A 20475-nucleotide genomic window follows, 5' to 3' on the forward strand; every position below is an offset into this window, starting at 1 on the left:
ATGACCTTGATCGACACCCCCACTCGCTTCACGCCGTCAGATGGCGAAGGATCGGTGCAGGTCCGCCTCGATCCGCAAGACCGCATCGGCACGGCCAAGGTCTTTGCCGTCTATGGCAAGGGCGGGATCGGCAAATCCACCACCTCGTCCAATCTTTCGGCCGCGTTTTCCAAGCTAGGGCACCGCGTGCTGCAGATCGGCTGCGATCCCAAGCATGATTCCACGTTCACTCTCACCAAGAAGCTGATGCCCACGGTCATCGACGTGCTCGAACAGGTGGAGTTCCATTCCGAGGAACTGCGCCCCGAAGACTATATGTTCGAAGGCTATAACGGCGTGATGTGCGTGGAGGCCGGCGGCCCCCCGGCGGGCACGGGCTGCGGTGGCTATGTCGTCGGGCAGACGGTCAAGCTGCTCAAGCAGCACCACCTGCTCGATGATACCGACGTGGTGATCTTCGATGTGCTGGGCGATGTCGTCTGCGGCGGCTTTGCCGCGCCGCTGCAGCATGCCGAGCGGGCTCTGGTCGTGGCCGCCAACGATTTCGACTCGATCTTTGCGATGAACCGCATCGTTGCCGCCATCGGCGCCAAGGCCAAGAACTACAACGTGCGCCTCGCGGGCGTCATCGCCAATCGCTCTGCCGCCACCGACGAGATCGACCGCTTCAGCCAGGCCATCGGCATGCGCCGCCTCGCCCATTTCCGCGATCTCGACGCCATCCGCCGCAGCCGCCTCAAAAAGTGCACGCTGTTTGAAATGGAACCCTCGCCCGAGGTCATCGCCGCGCAGCAGGAATACCTGCGCCTGGCGCAGATGCTGTGGGACGGGGTGGACCCGATCGCGGCGGCACCGATGAAAGACCGCGATATCTTCGATTTTCTGGGGTTCGAATGATGAGCACGCACCCAACCTCTCCCTATGAACTGCAACGCGAACGCCTGGCGCACTATTTCGATGGCAGCGCGCGCAAGGCGTGGATCGACCTGACCTCCAACGCCAAGGTCAGCGGCATCCGCGCCACGGTGCGCGCCGGGCGTGATGCCATGCGCGCGCAGTTGCTCGGCTGGCTGCCGCAAGACCTGCGCCGCTGTGCCGTGCTCGATGCCGGCTGCGGCACTGGCGCGCTCAGCGTGGAAGCGGCCTGGCGCGGCGCGGCGGTGACGGCGGTGGACGTCGCCGGCGGGCTGGTCGATATCGCGCGCCAGCGGGCCCCGGCGTTCCTTGGCCATGGCCGGATCGACTGGCACGTGGGCGACATGCTCGATCCGCCGCAGGCCTGGTCAGACACCGGCACGTTCGATCACATCGTCGCGATGGATTCGCTGATCCATTACAAGCTCGATGACATGGCCTGGGCGCTCGAACGGCTGGCGGCGCGCTGCACCGGCTCGATCGTCTTCACCTTTGCCCCGCACACGCGCCTGTTGGGCATGATGCATGCCGTGGGCCAGGCTTTCCCCCGCGCCAATCGCTCGCCTGCGATCGTGCCGATTGCCGAAGCCGCGCTGCGCGCCCGGCTGGCCCGGCTCGATGGCTGGCGCGTGGGGCGCAGCGGGCGCATTTCCAGCGGCTTCTACATTTCCAACGGCATGGAACTGGTGCGCCGGTGATGGCCCGCCGCACGCCCCTTGCCAGCAGGTGGAGCCGGGTGGCGCTGACCTGGCTGCCGTTTGCCGATGCGGCCAGCGTCGACATTCCGCTGTCACGGCTGCTGCGCCTGTCGCTGTTCCAGGTCAGCGTGGGCATGATGACCGTACTGCTCAACGGCACGCTCAACCGCGTGTTGATCGTGGAACTGGGCATCCATGCCTGGCTCGTCTCGCTGATGATCGCCATTCCCCTGCTCGCCGCGCCGTTCCGCGCGCTGATCGGCCACCGTTCCGATGTGCACCGCTCGGTGCTGGGCTGGCGCCGCGTGCCGTTCATCTGGTTTGGCACGCTGATGCAGTTCGGCGGGCTGGCGATCATGCCCTTTGCCCTGCTGCTGATGCGCGATCCGCATCTGTTCGCTGTCGGTCTGGCCGCCAGTGCGCTTGCGTTCCTGCTGGCCGGCATCGGCATGCACACCACGCAGACCGCCGGCCTTGCCCTGGTCGGCGATCTCCTGCCCGATGATCGCCGCGCCCGCGCCGTCGCGCTGCTCTACCTCTCCCTGCTCGCCGGGATGATGGTCTGCTCCACCATCCTCGGCGGGCTGCTCAACCATTTCACCCCCACCCGGCTGGTCCAGGTGATCCAGGCCTGCGCCGTGACCACCTTCGTGCTCAACGTTGTGGCACTGTGGAAGCAGGAAGCGCGCAGCCCCGCGATCGCCTCTCCCGAAACGCCGCGCCCGCCCTTTGCCCAGGTATGGCGCCAGTTCGCCGCCCAGCCGCTGACCATGCGCCTGCTCGCCACGGTAGGCCTGGGCGCAGCCGCCTTTGCCATGCAGGACCCGCTGCTCGAACCCTATGGCGGCGAAGTGCTGCGCCTGTCGGTGGGCGCCACCACCAGCCTGTCGGGTGCCTGGGCACTGGGCGCGCTGGCCGGCTTTGCGCTGTCGGCGCGGTGGCTGGGCCATGGCATCGATGCGCTGCGCATCGCCGGCTATGGCGTGGTGCTGGGCATTGCCGCGTTCATGCTGGTGATCTTCGCCGCCCCGCTGCAAAGCCCGCTCACGCTGGGCCTCGGCGCGCTGGTGATCGGCGCGGGCGCCGGGCTGTTTTCGGTGGGCACGCTGACGGCGGCGATGGGCCAGGCCGGCAGCGATACCGCCGGTCTCGCGCTAGGCGCCTGGGGCGCGGTGCAGACCACTGCCGCGGGCCTGGCCATCGCGTTTGGCGGGGTCTTGCGCGATCTGGTGTCGAGCTTTGCCGTGGCCGATGGCCTGGGCCTGACGCTCGCCCACCACGCCACCGGCTATGGCGTGATCTACGCGATCGAGATCGCCCTCTTGCTGGTCACGCTGGTCCTGATGGGGCCGCTCGTGGGCCAGTTGTCGGGCGCACGCGCCACGCTTTCACCTGCCGGAGCGCGTCGCTTTGGCCTGACCGAGTTTCCGACATGAGCAGCCGGGAAGGAGAACTCCCATGAGACACGGCAATATCGTCGGCACAGTGGATGCCGCGCAACTCGCGCTGATCGCTTTCGTCCTGTTCTTTATCTGCCTGATCTTCTGGCTCAGGCGCGAAGACCGACGCGAGGGCTATCCGCTGGAAGACGCGCTGACCGGCCGTGTCGATAGCGACGGCGGCCCGCTGTCCACCGCCAGCGCCAAAACCTTTGTCCTGCCCTTCGGCATGGGCACGGTTACCGTGCCGCTGCCCGCCAGCGAAAACCGCGAGCCGGTGGAAATCAAGGCAGCGCGCCGCGAAAACTTCGGCGGCGCGCCCTATTCCCCGGTGGGCGATGTCTTTGCCGCTGGCGTCGGGCCGGGCGCCTATGCCAATCGCGCGCGCTTTCCCGATCGCGATGCCCATGGCAACGCGCGCATCGTGCCGATCGGCAGCGTGCCGCAGATCACCGTGGCCAGCGCCAGCACTGATCCGCGCGGGCTGTCGGTCTATGGCGCCGATGGCGCGCGGGCCGGGACGGTGGCCGATCTGTGGATCGACCGCGCCGAACACATGATCCGCTACCTGGCGGTCGATACCGGCACGCGCATCGTGCTGGCGCCGATGGCCATGGCCGTGATCCGCCGCGAAGGTGTGATCATCAGCGCGATCAACGCTGCCGATTTCGCCAATGCCCCCTTCCCCGAAAACCCTGGTGAAATCACCCGGTACGAGGAAGAGCGCGTCGTCGCCTATTTCGGCACCGGCTATCTCTATGCCAATGCCGACCGGCTGGAGCCGTTGCTGTGAGCGAATATGATTTCGAGCCGGTGCGCGGCCTTCCCGGCGATCTGCCGGCGGGCGAATGGATCGTGTGGCAGGCCGCACCGCACTGGCAGACGTTCAAGCGCAGCGCGCTGTTCGCGCCATGGCTGGCCGGCTATTTCGCGGTACTGGCGCTGCTGGCGCTGGCCAGCGGCAACCTGATCGGCGCAGGCGCGATTCTGGCGGCCGGCGCCGTGCTGCAAGGCTTGCTCACCCTGTTTGCCGTGCTGGTGGCGCGCACCACGGTCTATACCCTGACCAACCGCCGCGTCGTGCTGCGCGTCGGCATTGCACTGGGCAAGTGCATCAATCTGCCGCTTTCGCTGATCGCCTCGGCCGATCTGCGCGGCCATGGCCGGGGCCATGGCGATATTGCCCTGACGCTCAAGGGGCAGCACCGCCTGGGCTATGCCATGCTCTGGCCCCATGCGCGGCCTTGGCGCCTGGCCCAGCCGCAGCCGATGCTGCGCGCCCTGGCCGATGCGCCGCGCCTGGCAGCAGCGCTGGCCCAGGCCTGCGCCCAGGCCGCGCCGCATGGCATCGTCCGCGCCGATACCACCGAGCCCGCGCAGCCGATCAGCGGCCCGATTGCGGGAGCTGCCGCATGAGCCACGCCCACTCCCACGAAAACACCGTGCCGCGCCCGGCGCTGGCCATGGCCGGGGCGCTGGTGGCGATTACCCTGGCACTGACCACCCTGGTCCGCGTCGGCGTGCTCGATCGCGAGGCGGTGCCAGCGGTGGAGCGCGCGCAGGACAAGGTTGCCGCCGTCGAAGTGCGCCACCTGGTCTTTGCCGATCGTGCCGATGGCGCCGTGGTGGTGGACGATACCGACAGCAACCGCACCCTGGCCGTGCTGGTGGGTGAAAACGATGGTGGCGGCTTTGTACGCGGGGTGATGCGCGGCATGGCGCGCGACCGCCGCATGCACGGCATCGGCCCGGCCGCGCCGTTCGAGCTGACGCAGTGGGCCAATGGCGCACTGACCCTGCGCGATCCGACGACCGGCCGCGCGGTGGAACTCGGCTCGTTCGGCGCCACCAACCGCGCCGCCTTTGCCCGTTTCCTGAAAGGCAGCCAGGCATGATCCGCGCCCGCGCCTTTACCGTGCCCTGCCGCATCGCCATCGAACAGAGCGCCGCCCATTTCCACGCCCATGTGGAGCTTGATGGCGATCTGGCGGTGCATCCCGGTGACCGCGTGCGCGTGCATGGTGATCCGGTGCGGGTGCTGTTCGGGCAAAGCGTGGTGTTCGAACGCACCGCCACCGTGGTGCGCGCCGGCCCGCTGCTGCGCGCCTGGACCCGCCTTGCCGCCTATCTTGGCCTGACCGAGCTTTACGAAGTCAGCTTCACACCTGGGAGCCTCAGATGAACGCCCACACCGCCAAACATCCTGCGGTGGCCGCCAAGGCCGATGTTCATGCCATGGTGAGCCACGAAACCGTGCTCAGCCCGCGGTTCTACACCACCGATTTCAAGGCGCTCGACGCGATCGACGTGTCGCTGGTGCGGCGCGAATGGGATGCGCTGATCGCCGAGATGGTGAGCGACCCCAACAAGCACCACTTCAAGCGCGAGCAGGACTTTTCCGGTATCATCGCCGCACTCGAACCCGAACTGCGCGCCGAATTTACCGATTTCCTGGTCAGCTCGCTCACCTCGGAATTTTCCGGCTGCATCCTTTATGCCGAAATGGCGCGGCGCACCAGCAACCCCGATATGAAGACGCTGTTCAAGCTGCTGGCCCGCGATGAAAGCCGCCATGCCGGTTTCATCAACGAGGCCTTGAAGGACGAAGGCATCGGGATTGACTTGAGCTTCCTGACCAAGGCCAAGAAATACCATTATTTCAAGCCGAAGTTCATTTTCTATTCGGTCTATCTGTCGGAAAAGATCGGCTACGCCCGCTATATCACGATCTATCGCCAGCTGGCCGCCAAGCCGGAATTGCGCTTCCACCCGATCTTCGCCTGGTTCGAGGAATGGTGCAACGACGAGTTCCGCCACGGCGAAGCCTTTGCTCTGCTGCTGCGCGCCGATCCCAAGCTGCTGCGCGGCGCCAACACGCTGTGGGTGCGTTTCTTCCTTCTGGCGGTCTATGCTACGATGTATGTGCGCGATCATGCCCGCCCGGTGTTCCACCAGGCGCTGGGCCTCGATCCCACCGATTACGATTATCGCGTCTTCACCATCTGCTCGCAGATCGCGCGCCAGGTCTTTCCGGTGGAACTCGATACCGATGATCCCCGCTTTCGCCGCGCGATGGACCGCCTGCTGGTGGCCAGCAACCGCATCGCCGCCGGCAAGGCGCGCGGCGGCCTGGCCGGCGCATGGCTGCGCGCCACCGGGGCGATCGGCGCGGGCGCCAACTTTGCGCGCATGTTCCTGCTTCGCCCGCGCCGCAATCGGCTGCCCGCCACGGTCCGGCTGCAACCGGCATGGTAAGCTGGACCGGCCACGTCCTGCCTGTCCTGGCAACGATCCTGATCTGGTTCTTTGCAACCGGGCTGGTCGCGTGGCTGGATAATCGCGCGCGGCACACTTTTGCCCACAGCCTGCTGCTGGCCGGCTGTGCCGCGATTGGCGGCATAGTGATCATCGCCCTGGCGATGCAGCATGCTACGCTGCTGGGCGTCTATGCCTCACTCGCCGGGGCGATCCTGATCTGGGCCTGGCACGAGATCAGCTTCCTGACCGGCGTGGTCACCGGCCCCCGCCGCGAGCCATGCCCGCCCGGTGCGCGCGGCTGGCAGCGCTTTTCCCATGCCGTGGCAGCCGTCGCCTGGCACGAAGTGGCCCTGGCGCTGAGCGCGGCAGGCCTGATCTGGATGAGCCGCGATGCACCCAACCAGGTCGGCGCCATGGCCTTTGCCCTGCTGCTGGCCATGCGGCTCAGCACCAAGATCGCCATTTTCCTGGGCGTGCCCAACATGAGCACCGATATCCTGCCGCCGCACCTGGGCTATCTCAAAAGCTATTTCGGCAAGCCGCGCCTGGGGCTTGAGCTTTACGCCGCGATTGCCGCCTGCCTGGCGCTGGCCGCCTGGCTGGCCGCCATTGCCCTGGCCGCGCCGGCCAACAGCGCCGATGCTGCCGGCGCCAGCCTGCTCTTTGCGCTCGCCGCCCTGGGCGCACTCGAACACCTGTTTCTGGCCCTGCCGCTGCGCGACGGGGCCTTGTGGGGCTGGGCCTTGCCCAGCCGCCATCCTGCCAATTGAACGCACAAGAACCAAGAACACGGACGAGAGGACCGAGCGCGATGGATTTTGAAACCTATTTCCAGGGGGAACTGGCAAACGTTCGCGAGGAAGGCCGCTATCGCATCTTTACCGAGATCGAGCGCCACTGCGGCCGTTTCCCCCACGCCACGCGCTATGTCGATGAAACCACCCATCCGATCACGGTGTGGTGCTCCAACGATTATCTCGGCATGGGGCAGCATCCGCTGGTGCTCGATGCCATGCACGCCGTGCTGGATGAATGCGGCGCCGGCGCTGGCGGCACGCGCAACATTTCGGGCACCAACCATCACCACGTCGTGCTCGAACATGAACTGGCCGATCTTCACGGCAAGGAAGCCGCCCTGCTGTTCACCAGCGGCTATGTTTCCAACTGGGCGGGCCTGGGCACGCTGGCGGCCAAGATCCCAGGCTGCGTGGTGTTTTCCGATGCGCTCAACCACGCCTCGATGATCGAGGGCATTCGCCATTCGCGCGCCAAGTGCCATATCTGGCGCCACAACGATGCCGCCCATCTCGATGAACTGCTGAGCCAATATGGGCCCGACGTGCCCAAGCTGGTCGCGTTCGAAAGCGTCTATTCAATGGATGGCGATATCGCCCCGATCGCCGAGATTCTCGACGTGTGCGAAGCGCACGGCGCGATGAGCTATATCGACGAAGTCCACGCGGTGGGCCTCTATGGCCCGCGCGGCGGCGGCGTGGCCGAACGCGAAGGGCTGATGGACCGCATCACCGTGATCGAAGGCACGCTGGGCAAGGCCTTCGGGGTGATGGGCGGCTATATCGCCGCGTCGGAAAGCCTGTGCGATTTCGTGCGCACCTTTTCCAGCGGCTTCATCTTCACCACGGCCCTGCCCCCCGCGCTCGCAGCTGGCGCAGCGGCCAGCATCCGCCATCTCAAAGGCAGCGAGATGGAGCGCGCACGCCACAAGGAACGCGTCGCCACCGTGCGCCGCCGGCTCGATGCCATGGGCATTCCGCACCTGCCCAACCCCAGCCACATCATCCCGGTGATGGTGGGCGACGCGCGCAAGTGCAAGCGCATCAGCGACTGGCTGATGGACAACCACGGCATCTATGTGCAGCCGATCAACTATCCCACCGTGCCGCGCGGCACCGAACGCCTGCGCATCACGCCTTCGCCGGTGCACAGCGACGGCGATATCGATCGTTTGATCGATGCCTTGAGCGACATCTGGTCGCAATGCGAACTGGCCCGCCGCTCCGCCGCAGCGTGACGAGAATGCAGGAAAGGGGCCCGCAACCAAGTGGTTGGCGGGCCCTGCGACCTTGCTATCCTGCCAGCACGTAGCGCGCGCCAGCCAACCCCTTTATCGGCTCGTCGCAAAGCGGCAAAACCGTCAGCATCCGTTCACGCGCCCGGCCATAGCCACGACGCATCACAGTGAGTGGATCAAGCCGATGGCACAGCCTCTTTCCCGCATCATTCTTGCAACCGGCGCCGCTGCCATGGCGGTCTTGCCGCTGATGGCTGGCAGCGCCTCTGCCCAGCAGGCCGGTAGCTATTCCGATTATCCGCCCCCGCCGCCCCAGCAGGGCTATGGCGCGCCGCCGCCTCCGGGCGATCAGGAGGGAGAGGATCAGGGCCCGCCGCCGGGCTATTACGATCAGAACGCGCCCCAGGGGTACAACCAGCAGGGATACAACCAGCAGGGCTATCAGCAGGGCTACACCCAACAGGGGTATGACCAGCGCGGTTATAACCAGCAACCGCCCCAGGGCTATGCCCCCAATGGCACCACCACGACGCTGTCGGTGCAGGTGCAAAGCTATGACCAGGGCCCGCCGCCCGGATACGATGGCACGCGCCCGCCGCCACCGCCACCTGGCTACAGCCCCGCCGCGATCGACCAGGCACAGGCAGAGCGTGACGCGCGCTATGCCGCCGATGCCGAGGCCTGGGCCCGCGACAACTGCGTCAAGGCACGCAGCAATGCCACCGCCGGCGCGGTGATCGGCGGGATTTTCGGCGCGCTGGTGGGCAATGGCCTGTCGAGCCGCCACGATGGTGGCTTTGGCACGCTGGCCGGCGCGGCCGTGGGTGCCGTGGGCGGCGCCGCGATCGGTGGCAGCACGGCCAACCAGACCAGCCCAGGCTGCCCGCCGGGCTTTGTCGTGCGCTCGGGCGCGGCGCCCTACAGCTATGACACGGTATATTTTTCCAACTATTACTATGCCGCGCCGGGCTGGTATCGCCCGTGGGTCTATGTCGGCGATCGCTGGACCTATCGCCCGTATCCCTACCACGATTACTATTACCGGGCCTATCGCCCCTACCATCCCTATGGCTGGGGCAATCGCGGCTATTATGGCCGGCCGGGTTACTACGGCCGCCCCTATGGCCGTCCCTATGGTCATCAGGGCTACCGCCACTTCTGACGGCGCCACTCATGAAACCGGTGCGTGAGCCACGCACCGGTTTCAGCTCATGCAGTATCCCCCGTCCATCATGAACTCGCTGCAGGTGACAAAGCTTGCCGCGTCAGAGCAGAGATAGACCACGCCCCCGGCCATCTCCTCGGGCCGGCCCAGCCGCCCGATCGGGTGGGCGGCGACAACGCCCTGCATCGAAACCTCGAGCGAGGGCACCGCACCCAGATCGACATAGCGCTGCATGATCGATTGCAGCATCGGCGTGTCGATCCCGCCGGGATGCACGCTGTTGGCGCGGATGTTGTAGCCGAGCGCAGCAAATTCGGCGCCCATGCATTTCGACAGCATCTTCACCGCCGCCTTGCTGGTGCAATAGGCGCCGTTGAACGGCGCGCCCTTGATGCCGCCCACGCTGGAAAAGTTGACGATCGAAGCACCGCTGGCGCGCGCCTTGCCACCCGCCTTCAACAGCGGCAGCAGGGTCTGCACCCCGATCACCACGCTTTCCACGTTGACCGCATTGATCCGCCGCCATTCTTCCAGCGGGGTTTCCTCGATGCTGGCCACCACGCTGATGCCGGCCACGTTGACCAGAGCATCGATGCGGCCATAGGTTTCCGCCGCCAGAGCGGCCACGGCCTGCCAATCGGCCTGGCTGGTCACGTCATGCGCCAGGGCATGATCGGCCACACCGTCATCAGGCGCCGCCACGTCGGTGGCGATGACCGTGGCGCCGGCCGCCTTCATCGCGCACACCACCTCGCGGCCAATGCCGCCACGCGCGCCGGTCACCACGGCGACCACGTTGTCGAGTTCAAATGCCATGGCGTCTTTCCCTATTGCGCGGTCCAGCCGCCATCGATGACGAGTTCGGCCCCGGTCATGTAGCTGGCGTCAGCACTCGCCAGGAACGCGGCGGGGCCGGCGAGTTCTTCCGGTTCGGCCAGGCGGCCATTGGGCGTGGCCGCTTCCATCGCCGCGACCAAGTCTTCGGGCTTTTCGGCAAAGCCCTTGTCCACCCAGCGCTGGAACCCGGCATTGAGCAGCGGTGTGCGGACAAAGCCGGGATGCAGCGAATTGGCGCGGATCGGCATGCGCTTTTGCGCAAATTCCACCGCGATGCCTTTGGTGAACAGGCGCACCGCGCCCTTGCTGGCGTTATAGGCGGATACTTCCGAATAGCCGACCAGCCCCATGATCGAGCTGACGTTGATGATGCTCGCCCCGCCGGCCACATCGGCGCCGCTGCGCGCCATCAGCGGCACCAGCGCCCGCGTGCCCAGGAACACGCCATCGACGTTGATCGCCATGATCTTGCGCCAGGCGTCCAGGCTCAAGGACTCCACCGCGCCGGTCAGATCGGTGCCGGCATTGTTGACCAGGATATGGCAAGCCCCCTTGGCCTCCATCTGCGCGGCGATGCTGGCCCAATCCGCTTCGCTGGTAACATCGGCCCGCAGATAGGCCGCATCGCTGCCCAGCGCGGCGAGGGCCTGCGCCACCGCCGCGCTGTCGGGCGCGTCGAGATCGCTGATCGTCACTGCCGCGCCTTCGCTGGCCAGGCGCGTGGCAATCGCCAGGCCAATGCCGCGCAGGCCGCCGGTGACCAGGGCCATGCGCCCATGCAGACGGGCCATCGTCATACCCCCATCATCCCGGCCGTGGTGGCGCCGTCGATCGTCAGTTCCGCGCCCGAAATGAAGCTCGCCTCATCGCTCGCCAGATAGGCGACCAGGCCCGCCACTTCCTCCACCTGCGCCATGCGATTCATCGGCGCCATGCCTTCATAGATGGCGCGCACGGCGGCCGGATCGGGCTGGCTTTCCATGATGGCGCGGATCAGGTCGGTTTCCACCACGCCAGGCAGGATCGCGTTGACGCGGATGCGATAGCGCTTTTGCCCGCAATAGACCGCAGCCGACTTGGCCAGCGCCACGACAGCGGCCTTGGTGGTGGAATAGGTGACGTAATTGCCCAGCGGGCGCGCCGCATTCATCGACGAATTGATGATGATCGACCCCGTGGCGCCCTGGTTGCGGGCCATGGCGCGGATTGCGTGCTGCACGGTCAGCATCACGCCGGTCTGATTGATGCCCACGATCTTGGACCAGCCTTCGATCGTCACATCTTCGATATTGGCATCGCCCTGTTCGGTGCCGGCATTGGCGAACGCGATATCCAGCCGGCCATGCTCGGCCAGCACGCTCTCGATCAGGCCCGGCCAGGCGCCTGCATCTTCCACGCGGTGGCTGGCAAAGCGGCCGCCCACCTCCTGCGCCAGTGCCTCGCCCAGTTCGGCGCGCGATCCGGTAAACACCACCTTGGCGCCTTCGGCCGCGAGGCGGCGCACCGCGCCTGCGCCGATCCCGCTGGTGCCGCCGGTTACCAGCGCCACTTTTCCTTCCAGCCTCCTGGACACGGCCATTCTCTCCCGCATTTTGGTCTTGATGGGTGATCATGCCGCGATCCGGGCGCGCGCGAAACCTATGCTTTCAGCAAGGTGACTTGCGCGCCATCGACGTCCTAGACCATGCTGGCATGCAGGCCGGGCAGTCACGATCCGGCGCGAGAGGACAGGATGGCACCCACCATGGCAGCACCCGATACCGCAAGCGCAGACACCGTGGCCCAGCGCCCCACGCCCGAAAGCTGCGGCCTGCCGGTCAGCGAGGGGATCAGCTGGCTGGAACTGATGGCCGCCGATTCGCGGCCTGCGCCCGAGGTGCTGACCACGCCCAGCTATCAGAACCGCGGCAGCACGCCGATCGCCGCCGCGCGCTATACCAGCGAGCATTTCGCCCAGCTGGAACGCGAGCGGATGTGGCCGCGCGTGTGGCAGTTCGCCGCGCGCGAGGAAGACCTGCCCGAGCCGGGCGATTATGTCGTTTATGAAAACGCCGGGCGTAGTTTCCTCATCTCGCGCCAGGACGATGGATCGGTGCGCGCCATGCACAACGTGTGCCTCCATCGCGGCCGCAAGCTGCGCACCGAAGATGGCACGGCCGATCGCTTCGTCTGCCCGTTCCATGGCTTTGCCTGGAACAAGGACGGCAGTTTCAACCACATGCCATGCAAGTGGGATTTCGCCCACCTCGATGAAAACAAGCTGGCGCTGCCGGCGGTAGAGGTGGGCCAGTGGGGCGGCTACATCTTCCTGCGGGAAGAGCCCGGCGGGCCGAGCCTGGAGGAGTTCCTTGCCCCCCTGCCCGATCACTTCAAGCGCTGGCGCCATGAAGAATGCGTGACGGTGATGTGGGTGGGCAAGGAAGTGCCGGCCAACTGGAAAGTCACGGCCGAAGCCTTCATGGAAGCCTGGCACACCGTGGTCACCCACCCGCAGCTGCTGCCTTTCACCGGTGATTGCAACAGCGCCTACTGGACCTGGGGCGATCATGTGAACGTCAACCTCGTGCCGTTCGGCACGATGTCTCCGCACCTCGATCCGGCGGGCAAGAGCGAGCAGTGGATCGTTGACCAGTTCGTGAAATACAACGGCCGCAGCGGCGACAACTATGATACCGCCGCCGATCCCTATGCTGTTGAAGTGCCCGAAGGCATGACCGCACGCGAGGCGCTGGGCGCCAAGATGCGCGCCGCCTATACCGCGCAGACCGGCTATGACCACGATCACGCCACCGATGCCGAACTGCTCGATGCGCTGGTCTATAACGTGTTCCCCAACTTCGCCCCGTGGGGCGGGTTCATGCCCAACATCGTCTATCGCTGGCGCCCCGGAAAAACGCCCGATACCTGCATCATGGAAGTGCGCATCCTGATGCGCGTGAAAAAGGGCGAAAAGCATCCGCGCGGCGTGCCGATGAAGTTCCTGCGCCTCGACCAGAAATGGACCGAGGCACCCGAACTGGGCATCCTGGGCGACGTGTTCGAACAGGACATGGATAACCTGCCCTATGTGCAGGAAGGCCTCCACGCCTCCAAGACCGGCAAGGTGCAGCTGGGCAACTACCAGGAAATCCGCCTGCGCCAGTTCCAGCAGACGCTCGATCAATACCTCGGCATTCCCGAAGGCAGCGACGGAGCCGGTGCGTGAGCGAACCCGGGCAGAGCCACCCGCGCCGCATCGACTGCGTGCTCATCTGCGGCGGGGTGTGGCACGACATGGATTTCGCCCGGCTGGAACTGCTGAAACTGCTGGCCGACGATCCCGCCGTGCGCACCCGCGTGTTCGAGGATTACGAGAACATCGCCGCGATCGAGGCGGCCGATATCCTCATCACCTATACCTGCGACGTGACGCCCTCGCTGCCCGCGCAGGAAGCGCTGCGCGCTTGGCTGGCGCACGGCGGGCGGTGGTATGCGCTGCACGGCACCAATTCGGTGCTGCGCCTGCTCGACCAGGGCCCCTACGCCGGGCTGTGGGATGCGCCACGCTGGGCGCCGCTGTTCATGGACATGCTGGGCAGCCAGTTCATCAGCCACCCGCCGATCGCGCCCTATCGCGTCGAAGTGGCCGATCCTGATCACCCGCTGGTTGCCGGGGTGGAACCGTTCGACACCACGGACGAGCTTTATCACCTCGAAACCCACGGCAACCTGCACGTCCTGCTCGATACCTGCTGCACCGAGCCGGGCACCGGCTTTGTCGAGGCCGCTGCCGCCCCCGGCCGCCATCCAGTGTTCTATATCAAGGAGCACGGCCAGGGCGCGGTGCTCTACCTCACCCTGGGCCACTGCCGCGGGCACTATGATCTGCAACCGATGCTTGACTGGTGGCCCAGCGTGGACCGCTGCGCCTGGGATTTGCCGGTATTCCACGATCTGCTGCGCCGTGGCGTGGCCTGGCTGAAAGAACCGCTGGGCTGAGGCAGCGGGACCCCGGATCAAGTCCGGGGTGACGGTAAGATTTTAGGATAGCTATATTTTCTCGTCACCCCGGACTTGATCCGGGGTCCCGCTGTAATTATCAAAACCGCAACCAGCCTACACCTCGACCATCGTCCCCATTGCCGGGTCAGACCAGCTCGGCTTGCCGGTCTCGACATGGCCGGCAAAACGGCGTTGGAAGCCGTCGGGGCCGTCCACGGCCAGATCATACCAGTGGTGGCTGGCAGCAATCGCCACCCGCACCGTGCGCGCCTGCCCGGGCGCCAGCACGATGCGCTGCGGCGCAGCCGCACCATAGGCCAGGTGCCGCAGCGACAGCGTCACCGGCGCCGCGCCAGGATTGGCCAGTGCCACCAGCAGCGTATCGCCCGCCTCCTGCACCGATACACGCGCGGGCGGCGGCAGTGGCCCGGCCAGATCGCGCACAAAGCCATTGGGCCCGCGCACCGTCAGGCGGCATGGCCCGGCAGCAAGGCCGGGCGGCCGATCGCGCAAGGTGGCGCCGGCCGCCACGGTATAGGTCCACGGGCCTGCAGTGCCGCCGCGATCATAGACCTGGAACACCGCGCCCTGGCGGCCGGTGTTGGCAAATTCCAGCTGCCAATCGGCGCCGCTGCCCACCTCGCCCACCGCCAGGCGATAGGGCAGCGCGCGCGCCGGGCGCTGGCCGGGTTCCTGCTGGGGCATGGCCTGCTCGGCCGGCGGATGCGGTTGCGGCAGGGCGGCCTGCGCGGCCACGCGGGCGCGATAGTCGCCGATCGCGGGCAGTGCCTGCAAGGCATGCAGCGCCGATCCATCGGGATCGGCAAAATCGAACATGTCGACCAGATCGCCGGTGACCGCGCGGCGCCAGGGCGAAATGTTGGGCTCCATCACGCCAAAGCGCCGCTCCAGGAAGCGGATCACCGAGGTGTGATCATTGACCCCGGAATGGACAAAGCCGCCGCGCGTCCAGGGCGAAACGATCATCAGCGGCACGCGGATGCCCAGTCCCACCGGCTCGCCCTTGTAGGCCTCGCCATGCGTGTCCACGCTGCTCAAGCCCTGGGCCCGGTTCACCGCCGGCACCGGGCCGGGCACATGGTCGAAAAAGCCGTCGTTTTCATCATAGTTGATGATCAGCGCGGTCTTGGCCCAGACCTTGGGATTGGCCACCAGCGCTTCGATCAGGCGCGCGGTCAGGCTTTCGCCAAAGGCCGGCGTCGCCTCGGGATGCTCGGAATAGCGCGCCGGCGCGACAATCCACGAAACCTGCGGCAGGGTATCGGCGGCCACGTCCTTGGCAAAGGCAGAGACCAGATATTGCGCCTGCGAGGTTTCGGCCGTTTCTGCGCTCGATCCCGCCACCCACGCCCGCCCGCGCCGATAGAGCGACGACGCACGATCGAGCCCGCGGAAATTGGCGAAGTACGGCAGCGAGTTGTCGCCGAAATTCTCGTATTCCTGATAGACCTGCCAGCTTACCCCGGCCTGTTCCAGCCGCTCGGCATAAGTCGTCCAGCGCGCCGCGCCGGGGAAATCGGCCTTGTCGCGCGCCATGTCGGCCGTCCAGTTGCCATCGTCGGCATTGTCCACCGCCTGGGCGCGATCGTCGCCTGCGCTCAGCCCGCTGGTGCCGGAAAACAGGAACATGCGGTTGGGATTGGTCGGCCCGTGGATCGAGCAGAAATACTGATCGTTGATGGTAAAGGCATCGGCCAGCGCGTGGTAGAACGGGATGTCCTCGCGCACGAAATGGCCCATCGATTGTGGCGTCTTGTGCTTGATCCAGCTGTCGTATTCCGCCCAATCGGCAAAGGCGCCCTTCCAGCTGTGGTCCAGGCTTTTCAGGCCCTGGGCATTGCTGATCCGGCCATCCATGCGAAACGGCAGCACCACGCCCTGGCGATCGGGCGTGGGTTGGTGAAACACGCTTTGCCCATTGCGCAGCAGCAGCGGGCGCGGATCGCCATAGCCGCGCACCCCGCGCAGGGTGCCGTAATAGTGATCGAACGAGCGGTTTTCCTGCATCAGGATCACCACATGTTCGACATCGGCCAGCGTGCCGGTGCGCCGTGCGGCCGGCAGCGCCAGGGCCGTGGCAATGGATTGCGGCAAGGTTCCGGCCGCCCCGGCCGCCGCCATCGCTTTCAGGAAACTGCGGCGCGCCGGCCGATACGTCATCATGCTTGCCTCAATAAACAGGCGGATGCCGGCGCTGCGCTCGCCGGCATCCGTACTCTGTCAAAACCGCTTGCGCAGCGTGATCGAGGCCTGGCGCGGCGCCCCCACCAGCATCGACTGCAGCGTACCACCGGGGTCGGTGAAGGCCAGACCGTTCTCACCGAGCGTCGCGATATACTTCTTGTCGAACAGATTTGTGACGTTCCCCTGGATTTCCAGATTATGCAGCGGGCCGTCGGCGGCATCGAAGTGATAGCCCAGCGAGACATCGACCAGCACGCGGCCGGGCACGCTGGCATCGTTGGTATAGGTGTAATAGCGCTTGGACTGGTAATTGGCGCCGATCCGGCCGCTGATCACGCCATCGTCATAGGCGATTTCGGCGTTGGCGAGGTGCGCCGGAACCGTCGCCACCTGCTTGTTCTTGGTGGGGTAGAGCACGCCGCTCAGCACGTCGTCGTCATACCGCGCATCGGTATAGGAATACGAGCCATAGAGCGACAGCGCCCGGGTCAGGTGATAGGTGCCGGCCAGTTCCACCCCGTTGGTGGTGACCGAACCCACGTTGGACAGCACCGTGGCGCAGCCCACGATGATGGCGCAGGGCTGCACCGAGAGCAGCCGGTTCTCGAACTTGACGTGATAGCCCGCGATCGAGCCTTCGAAGTGATCGAGATGGAAGCGCAGGCCGCCTTCCACCGTCTTCGAGGTTTCCGGCTTGATCGTGTTCTTGATGGCCTGGAAACCGGCCTGGTTCGTCATGAACGGATCGGTGGTAAAGGCGCGCATGTTCTCGGCATAGCTGAGGAACGCCTCGACCTGGGGATTGAACGTATAGTTCACGCCCGCCTGCGGCAGGAACAGGTCACGCGCCTTGAGCCGGCCCGAGGTATCGCGCGCGGCAGCGCTGGATTGGCTGGCGGGATCGTACTGGTTGTCGACGATCACGCTGAGGCCCTTGAAGCCGGCGTTGATCTTGAGGCTGTCGGTGGCCTGGAAGGTATCCTGGACAAAGAACTGCGCGGTGGTGATCTTGAAGTTGTACTTATACTGCGTGTAGAACGGATTTTGCGGCCACTCGCGGTTGTCGATGCTCGACGTGGTCGAGTCCGCCAGCGGGAAGAACTGCCGCGCCGTGGTATACTTGTTGGATTCGTACCAACCGCCCAGTTCCAGTTCGTTGGTGCCGATCTTGTAGGTCAGCGCCCCGGTCAGGCCGCCGCGCGCAATCTTGTACGAGGTGGAACGGATCGACAGCGCCGCGCCGCCCGGCGTTGGGGTATAGGGCGTCCACCAGGTGCCGATGCCTTTGTTATGGTGATAATAGGGCGAAATGCGCAGCGACAGGCCACTGCCGAGGTCCGCCGTCAGGCTGGCGCCGGCCAGGAAGTCCTTACGCAGACCATAGCCGTTGTAATAGGTATCATCGGCGCAGATCGTCTGGCTATACCCGGCGTAATTGGCGCAATACTTGGAATAGTTCACCAGATCCGATTGCAGGTTCTTGGCAATCGCCAGGGCGGTCTTGTAATCGTTGCGGATGTAATCCCAGTTCCAGCCGTATTTCTGGATCAAAGCCGGCGACATATCCATGTAGTCGTCGTCCTTGAAATCGGAATAGTTGGCAAAGGCCGTCAGCTTGGCACTGGTGCCCAGCGGCACCACGATCTTGCTGTTGACCGACCAGGCCTGCTGCTTGCCCTCGCCCTTCCACTTGGGCGCATCGAGCCACGATCCGCTGACATAGGCCTTGACCCCGCCGCCCAGATCGCCGGTGTTGAGCCGGCCGAACAGGCGATAGGCATTTTCGCTGCCATAGCTGGCCTGGGTATCGACGCCGAAATCGTCGGTCGGCGTCTGGCTGAAGAATTGCACGGTGCCGCCCAGGTTGGAACTCGACGGCGTATCGAGCGCGCCTGAACCCTGCGCCAGGGTGGAACTGCCGATGTTTTCCGAGGCGATGGCGCGGCTGATGTGCAGGCCGTTGAAATTGCCATAGCTCATGTCGCCCAGCGGCACGCCATCGAGCGTGAAGCCAAGCTGGTTCTGGCTGAAGCTGCGCACCGAAAAGCGCGTGGACCATTCGTTGGTGCCGAGCGCATTGGCCGATTGCACCGAAACGCTGGGCAGCTTTTCCAGCACCTTGAGCGGGCTGGTACCGGGCGTGGCGGCCTTGATATCAACCGCGGTAACGGTCTGGACCTGGCGGGTTTCGCCACGGCCATAGACAACGATGGGACTGCCTTCGTCATCGCCCCCGGCAGCAGACGCCGGCGTTGCCGCATCGGGTGCTGATTGCGCGAGGACGGGTGAAGCGGCGCCGGCGAGCGCAAGCAGGGCAACGCCGGATAGATGCTTATAACGCATATGAATTCCCCCATGTGTTGTACTGAATGATCACGGGAACGCGGGCGTTATGCGCTTGTGCGGACTCACCGGATCAATTCAGCCAGGTCCTCCTGTCAAAAAAGTTATGCAAAGCGCAACTTATGGTCAACAAACGCTTTGCTTATGCTGCGGCACCTCCATCTGTTGCGTTGCCGAAACGTTTCTGCACAAGACGAGATAGGCCAGCGCCGAGACCGGCAAGCCGATCAGCATCGAGATGTCTGCCCCGCCCAGGGCGCGCGCGACCGGCCCTGTAAAAACATGCGTGCTGAAGAACGGCACCATGGCCAGGAACCCGGCAAGATAGGCGATCAGCCCGCGCGCATTCCACCTCCCATAGATGCCGTCTGGATCAAATATCGCCGCAATCGAATAATGCCCTTTTCGCACGATGTAGAAATCGACCAGATTGATCGCCGTCCATGGCGTGAAGATATACAGCAGCACCGACAGCAGCAGTTCGTAATCGTGCATGAAATCCTTCGACGCGGAAAACGATAGCGCCGAGGCCAGCACGGTCACGATCACCAACGAGACCACGCGTTCGCGGACCGTGCTGCGCAGGGTCATGAAGGAATCCGCAATCGACAGCAGCGTCAGTGACGCCCCGTAGAAATTTAGCGAAGTGGCCGTGATCAGCCCGGCAAAGGCCACGACCAGCAGCACCATGCCGAACCCGGGTACGATCTGGTCACCCACCATGCGCGCGGCGGCAATCACGCCATCCTGCGGCAGCGCGGCAGCGGCGATCGCGCCCACCGCCATCATCCACACCCCGCCCAGCATGGCGCCGCCAAAGGTCCACCAGAACGCCGCGCGCACGCCTACTTCGGGTGGAAGATAGCGCGAATAATCAGAAACATAGATCGACCAGCTGAGCTGATACGCGGCCGCGGCAAAGAACTGCAGCAGGAACGGGATCATCACGAAGCGATGCGGATCGAACTGCCCGGCGGGCAGTGGCACCAGCCAGGCCGCACCGGCGGTAAACACCGCCAGGATCGCGATCAGGGCAAAGGCCAGCGTGCGCTGCGCCCGGTGGATCAGGTCGTAGCCGATCAACGCCACGCCCATCGCCAGAATGGTGAAAACCGCCATCGTCGGCCGGGGTGGCAGGCCTGCCAGTTCCTGCACCGTCTGCGCCGCCAGCACCTGGTTGAACGCGTTGTAGCCAACGTAGGTGATCAGCGCGACCACCCACACCAGCAGCGCGCCGCGATAGCCGAACTGCGGGCGCGACTGGATCATCTGCGGCAGGCCCAGCTGCGGCCCTTGCGCCGCATGAAACGCCATGAAGAATGTGCCCAGCGCGCAGCCGCCCACGATCGCCACCAGCGACCAGAACAGGTTGAGGCCCATGGCAATCCCCAGCGCGCCGGTGGCCAGCGTGGCCAGGTGCGCATCGCCGGCAAACCACACCGGCCACAGATGCCAGACTTTGCCGTGCCGCTCGGCCAGCGGCACGAAATCGATCGAATGCGCCTCTATCCGCGAGCGCGTAACCGGTTGGCTGGACATGGCCCATTTCCCCCGTCTTGGCGGGTCGTGCCTGTGCACGCCCGTGTGTACACGCGATGCTGG

19 protein-coding genes are annotated in these 20475 nt (G+C 65.5%); 13 read left to right on the plus strand and 6 right to left on the minus strand.

Annotation, left to right across the window (positions count from 1 at the left end; translation table 11 throughout):
* The 11 genes from bchL to SCA01S_RS22710 all read left to right on the plus strand — a co-directional run bounded on the left by bchL (window position 1) and on the right by SCA01S_RS22710 (window position 9504).
* The gene (gene bchL / locus SCA01S_RS06520; protein WP_054131400.1) at window positions 1–897 is read left to right on the plus strand and encodes a ferredoxin:protochlorophyllide reductase (ATP-dependent) iron-sulfur ATP-binding protein; all 897 of its coding nucleotides are present in this window, start codon (window positions 1–3) and stop codon (window positions 895–897) included.
* Entirely contained in the window at window positions 897–1613 is a 717-nt protein-coding gene (bchM, locus tag SCA01S_RS06525; protein WP_062784134.1) for a magnesium protoporphyrin IX methyltransferase, read from the plus strand. Before bchL ends, bchM begins: the two co-directional genes overlap by 1 nt.
* Entirely contained in the window at window positions 1613–3049 is a 1437-nt protein-coding gene (locus SCA01S_RS06530; RefSeq protein WP_054131402.1) for a BCD family MFS transporter, read from the plus strand. Before bchM ends, SCA01S_RS06530 begins: the two co-directional genes overlap by 1 nt.
* Before the next feature lie 22 nt (window positions 3050–3071).
* Complete coding sequence (gene puhA, locus SCA01S_RS06535; protein ID WP_062784136.1) at window positions 3072–3845, plus strand: photosynthetic reaction center subunit H; 774 nt, start codon at window positions 3072–3074, stop codon at window positions 3843–3845.
* Window positions 3842–4468: a photosynthetic complex putative assembly protein PuhB gene (gene puhB / locus SCA01S_RS06540; protein WP_062784138.1), complete on the plus strand. Its 627-nt coding sequence runs from the start codon at window positions 3842–3844 to the stop codon at window positions 4466–4468. The genes puhA and puhB overlap by 4 nt, the downstream gene beginning before the upstream one ends.
* Complete coding sequence (gene puhC / locus SCA01S_RS06545) at window positions 4465–4947, plus strand: photosynthetic complex assembly protein PuhC (RefSeq protein ID WP_062784140.1); 483 nt, start codon at window positions 4465–4467, stop codon at window positions 4945–4947. Before puhB ends, puhC begins: the two co-directional genes overlap by 4 nt.
* Entirely contained in the window at window positions 4944–5234 is a 291-nt protein-coding gene (locus tag SCA01S_RS06550; RefSeq protein ID WP_062784142.1) for an O2-dependent cyclase accessory protein, read from the plus strand. The genes puhC and SCA01S_RS06550 overlap by 4 nt, the downstream gene beginning before the upstream one ends.
* A complete protein-coding gene (gene acsF, locus SCA01S_RS06555; protein ID WP_062784144.1) occupies window positions 5231–6307 on the plus strand; it encodes a magnesium-protoporphyrin IX monomethyl ester (oxidative) cyclase in 1077 nt (358 codons plus the stop codon). Before SCA01S_RS06550 ends, acsF begins: the two co-directional genes overlap by 4 nt.
* Complete coding sequence (gene puhE / locus SCA01S_RS06560) at window positions 6301–7080, plus strand: putative photosynthetic complex assembly protein PuhE (protein WP_062784146.1); 780 nt, start codon at window positions 6301–6303, stop codon at window positions 7078–7080. Before acsF ends, puhE begins: the two co-directional genes overlap by 7 nt.
* A gap of 41 nt (window positions 7081–7121) precedes the next feature.
* Window positions 7122–8342 (plus strand): 5-aminolevulinate synthase, encoded by a 1221-nt coding sequence (hemA, locus tag SCA01S_RS06565; RefSeq protein WP_062784148.1) that lies wholly within the window; start codon window positions 7122–7124, stop codon window positions 8340–8342.
* A 184-nt stretch (window positions 8343–8526) separates the two neighbouring features.
* Window positions 8527–9504, plus strand: a complete 978-nt coding sequence (locus tag SCA01S_RS22710; RefSeq protein WP_218016389.1) for a hypothetical protein — start codon at window positions 8527–8529, stop codon at window positions 9502–9504.
* Window positions 9505–9546: 42 nt separating this feature from the next.
* Here the strand turns inward: SCA01S_RS22710 and SCA01S_RS06575 are convergent, their stop codons facing one another.
* Genes SCA01S_RS06575 through SCA01S_RS06585 form a run of 3 tightly spaced genes read right to left on the minus strand, consistent with a single transcriptional unit; the run spans window position 9547 to window position 11917 of the window.
* The gene (locus SCA01S_RS06575) at window positions 9547–10323 is read right to left on the minus strand and encodes an SDR family oxidoreductase (RefSeq protein WP_062784152.1); all 777 of its coding nucleotides are present in this window, start codon (window positions 10321–10323) and stop codon (window positions 9547–9549) included.
* Between the two features lie 11 nt (window positions 10324–10334).
* Window positions 10335–11135 (minus strand): SDR family NAD(P)-dependent oxidoreductase, encoded by an 801-nt coding sequence (locus SCA01S_RS06580; protein ID WP_062784154.1) that lies wholly within the window; start codon window positions 11133–11135, stop codon window positions 10335–10337.
* Window positions 11136–11137: 2 nt separating this feature from the next.
* Window positions 11138–11917 (minus strand): SDR family NAD(P)-dependent oxidoreductase, encoded by a 780-nt coding sequence (locus SCA01S_RS06585; protein ID WP_218016390.1) that lies wholly within the window; start codon window positions 11915–11917, stop codon window positions 11138–11140.
* 171 nt (window positions 11918–12088) lie between these two features.
* Between SCA01S_RS06585 and SCA01S_RS06590 the strand changes: the two genes are divergently transcribed.
* Entirely contained in the window at window positions 12089–13549 is a 1461-nt protein-coding gene (locus SCA01S_RS06590; protein WP_082349958.1) for an aromatic ring-hydroxylating oxygenase subunit alpha, read from the plus strand.
* Window positions 13550–13617: 68 nt separating this feature from the next.
* Window positions 13618–14322: a ThuA domain-containing protein gene (locus tag SCA01S_RS06595; RefSeq protein WP_439646869.1), complete on the plus strand. Its 705-nt coding sequence runs from the start codon at window positions 13618–13620 to the stop codon at window positions 14320–14322.
* 117 nt (window positions 14323–14439) lie between these two features.
* Here SCA01S_RS06595 and SCA01S_RS06600 read toward each other — a convergent pair whose 3' ends face one another.
* The 3 genes from SCA01S_RS06600 to SCA01S_RS06610 all read right to left on the minus strand — a co-directional run bounded on the left by SCA01S_RS06600 (window position 14440) and on the right by SCA01S_RS06610 (window position 20412).
* The gene (locus SCA01S_RS06600; protein ID WP_245652470.1) at window positions 14440–16509 is read right to left on the minus strand and encodes a phosphocholine-specific phospholipase C; all 2070 of its coding nucleotides are present in this window, start codon (window positions 16507–16509) and stop codon (window positions 14440–14442) included.
* Window positions 16510–16566: 57 nt separating this feature from the next.
* Window positions 16567–18873 carry a TonB-dependent receptor gene (locus SCA01S_RS06605; protein ID WP_054131408.1) on the minus strand — a complete coding sequence of 769 codons (2307 nt, stop codon included), beginning with the start codon at window positions 18871–18873 and terminating at the stop codon, window positions 16567–16569.
* A gap of 126 nt (window positions 18874–18999) precedes the next feature.
* Window positions 19000–20412 carry a purine-cytosine permease family protein gene (locus SCA01S_RS06610; protein WP_062784160.1) on the minus strand — a complete coding sequence of 471 codons (1413 nt, stop codon included), beginning with the start codon at window positions 20410–20412 and terminating at the stop codon, window positions 19000–19002.
* Window positions 20413–20475: the final 63 nt, after the last annotated feature.

Source organism: Novosphingobium capsulatum NBRC 12533 (genome assembly GCF_001598375.1).
GTDB classification, from domain to species: Bacteria; Pseudomonadota; Alphaproteobacteria; order Sphingomonadales; family Sphingomonadaceae; genus Novosphingobium; species Novosphingobium capsulatum.

What these genes read in the sequence shown, in the direction of transcription:
- bchL (WP_054131400.1), top strand. Translation starts at nt 1, where the DNA reads ATGACCTTGATCGACACCCCCACTCGCTTCACGCCGTCAGATGGCGAA.
- bchM (WP_062784134.1), top strand. Translation starts at nt 897, where the DNA reads ATGAGCACGCACCCAACCTCTCCCTATGAACTGCAACGCGAACGCCTG.
- SCA01S_RS06530 (WP_054131402.1), top strand. Translation starts at nt 1,613, where the DNA reads ATGGCCCGCCGCACGCCCCTTGCCAGCAGGTGGAGCCGGGTGGCGCTG.
- puhA (WP_062784136.1), top strand. Translation starts at nt 3,072, where the DNA reads ATGAGACACGGCAATATCGTCGGCACAGTGGATGCCGCGCAACTCGCG.
- puhC (WP_062784140.1), top strand. Translation starts at nt 4,465, where the DNA reads ATGAGCCACGCCCACTCCCACGAAAACACCGTGCCGCGCCCGGCGCTG.
- SCA01S_RS06550 (WP_062784142.1), top strand. Translation starts at nt 4,944, where the DNA reads ATGATCCGCGCCCGCGCCTTTACCGTGCCCTGCCGCATCGCCATCGAA.
- acsF (WP_062784144.1), top strand. Translation starts at nt 5,231, where the DNA reads ATGAACGCCCACACCGCCAAACATCCTGCGGTGGCCGCCAAGGCCGAT.
- puhE (WP_062784146.1), top strand. Translation starts at nt 6,301, where the DNA reads ATGGTAAGCTGGACCGGCCACGTCCTGCCTGTCCTGGCAACGATCCTG.
- hemA (WP_062784148.1), top strand. Translation starts at nt 7,122, where the DNA reads ATGGATTTTGAAACCTATTTCCAGGGGGAACTGGCAAACGTTCGCGAG.
- SCA01S_RS22710 (WP_218016389.1), top strand. Translation starts at nt 8,527, where the DNA reads ATGGCACAGCCTCTTTCCCGCATCATTCTTGCAACCGGCGCCGCTGCC.
- SCA01S_RS06575 (WP_062784152.1), bottom strand. Translation starts at nt 10,323, where the DNA reads ATGGCATTTGAACTCGACAACGTGGTCGCCGTGGTGACCGGCGCGCGT.
- SCA01S_RS06580 (WP_062784154.1), bottom strand. Translation starts at nt 11,135, where the DNA reads ATGGCCCGTCTGCATGGGCGCATGGCCCTGGTCACCGGCGGCCTGCGC.
- SCA01S_RS06590 (WP_082349958.1), top strand. Translation starts at nt 12,089, where the DNA reads ATGGCAGCACCCGATACCGCAAGCGCAGACACCGTGGCCCAGCGCCCC.
- SCA01S_RS06595 (WP_439646869.1), top strand. Translation starts at nt 13,618, where the DNA reads ATGGATTTCGCCCGGCTGGAACTGCTGAAACTGCTGGCCGACGATCCC.
- SCA01S_RS06600 (WP_245652470.1), bottom strand. Translation starts at nt 16,509, where the DNA reads ATGATGACGTATCGGCCGGCGCGCCGCAGTTTCCTGAAAGCGATGGCG.
- SCA01S_RS06605 (WP_054131408.1), bottom strand. Translation starts at nt 18,873, where the DNA reads ATGCGTTATAAGCATCTATCCGGCGTTGCCCTGCTTGCGCTCGCCGGC.
- SCA01S_RS06610 (WP_062784160.1), bottom strand. Translation starts at nt 20,412, where the DNA reads ATGTCCAGCCAACCGGTTACGCGCTCGCGGATAGAGGCGCATTCGATC.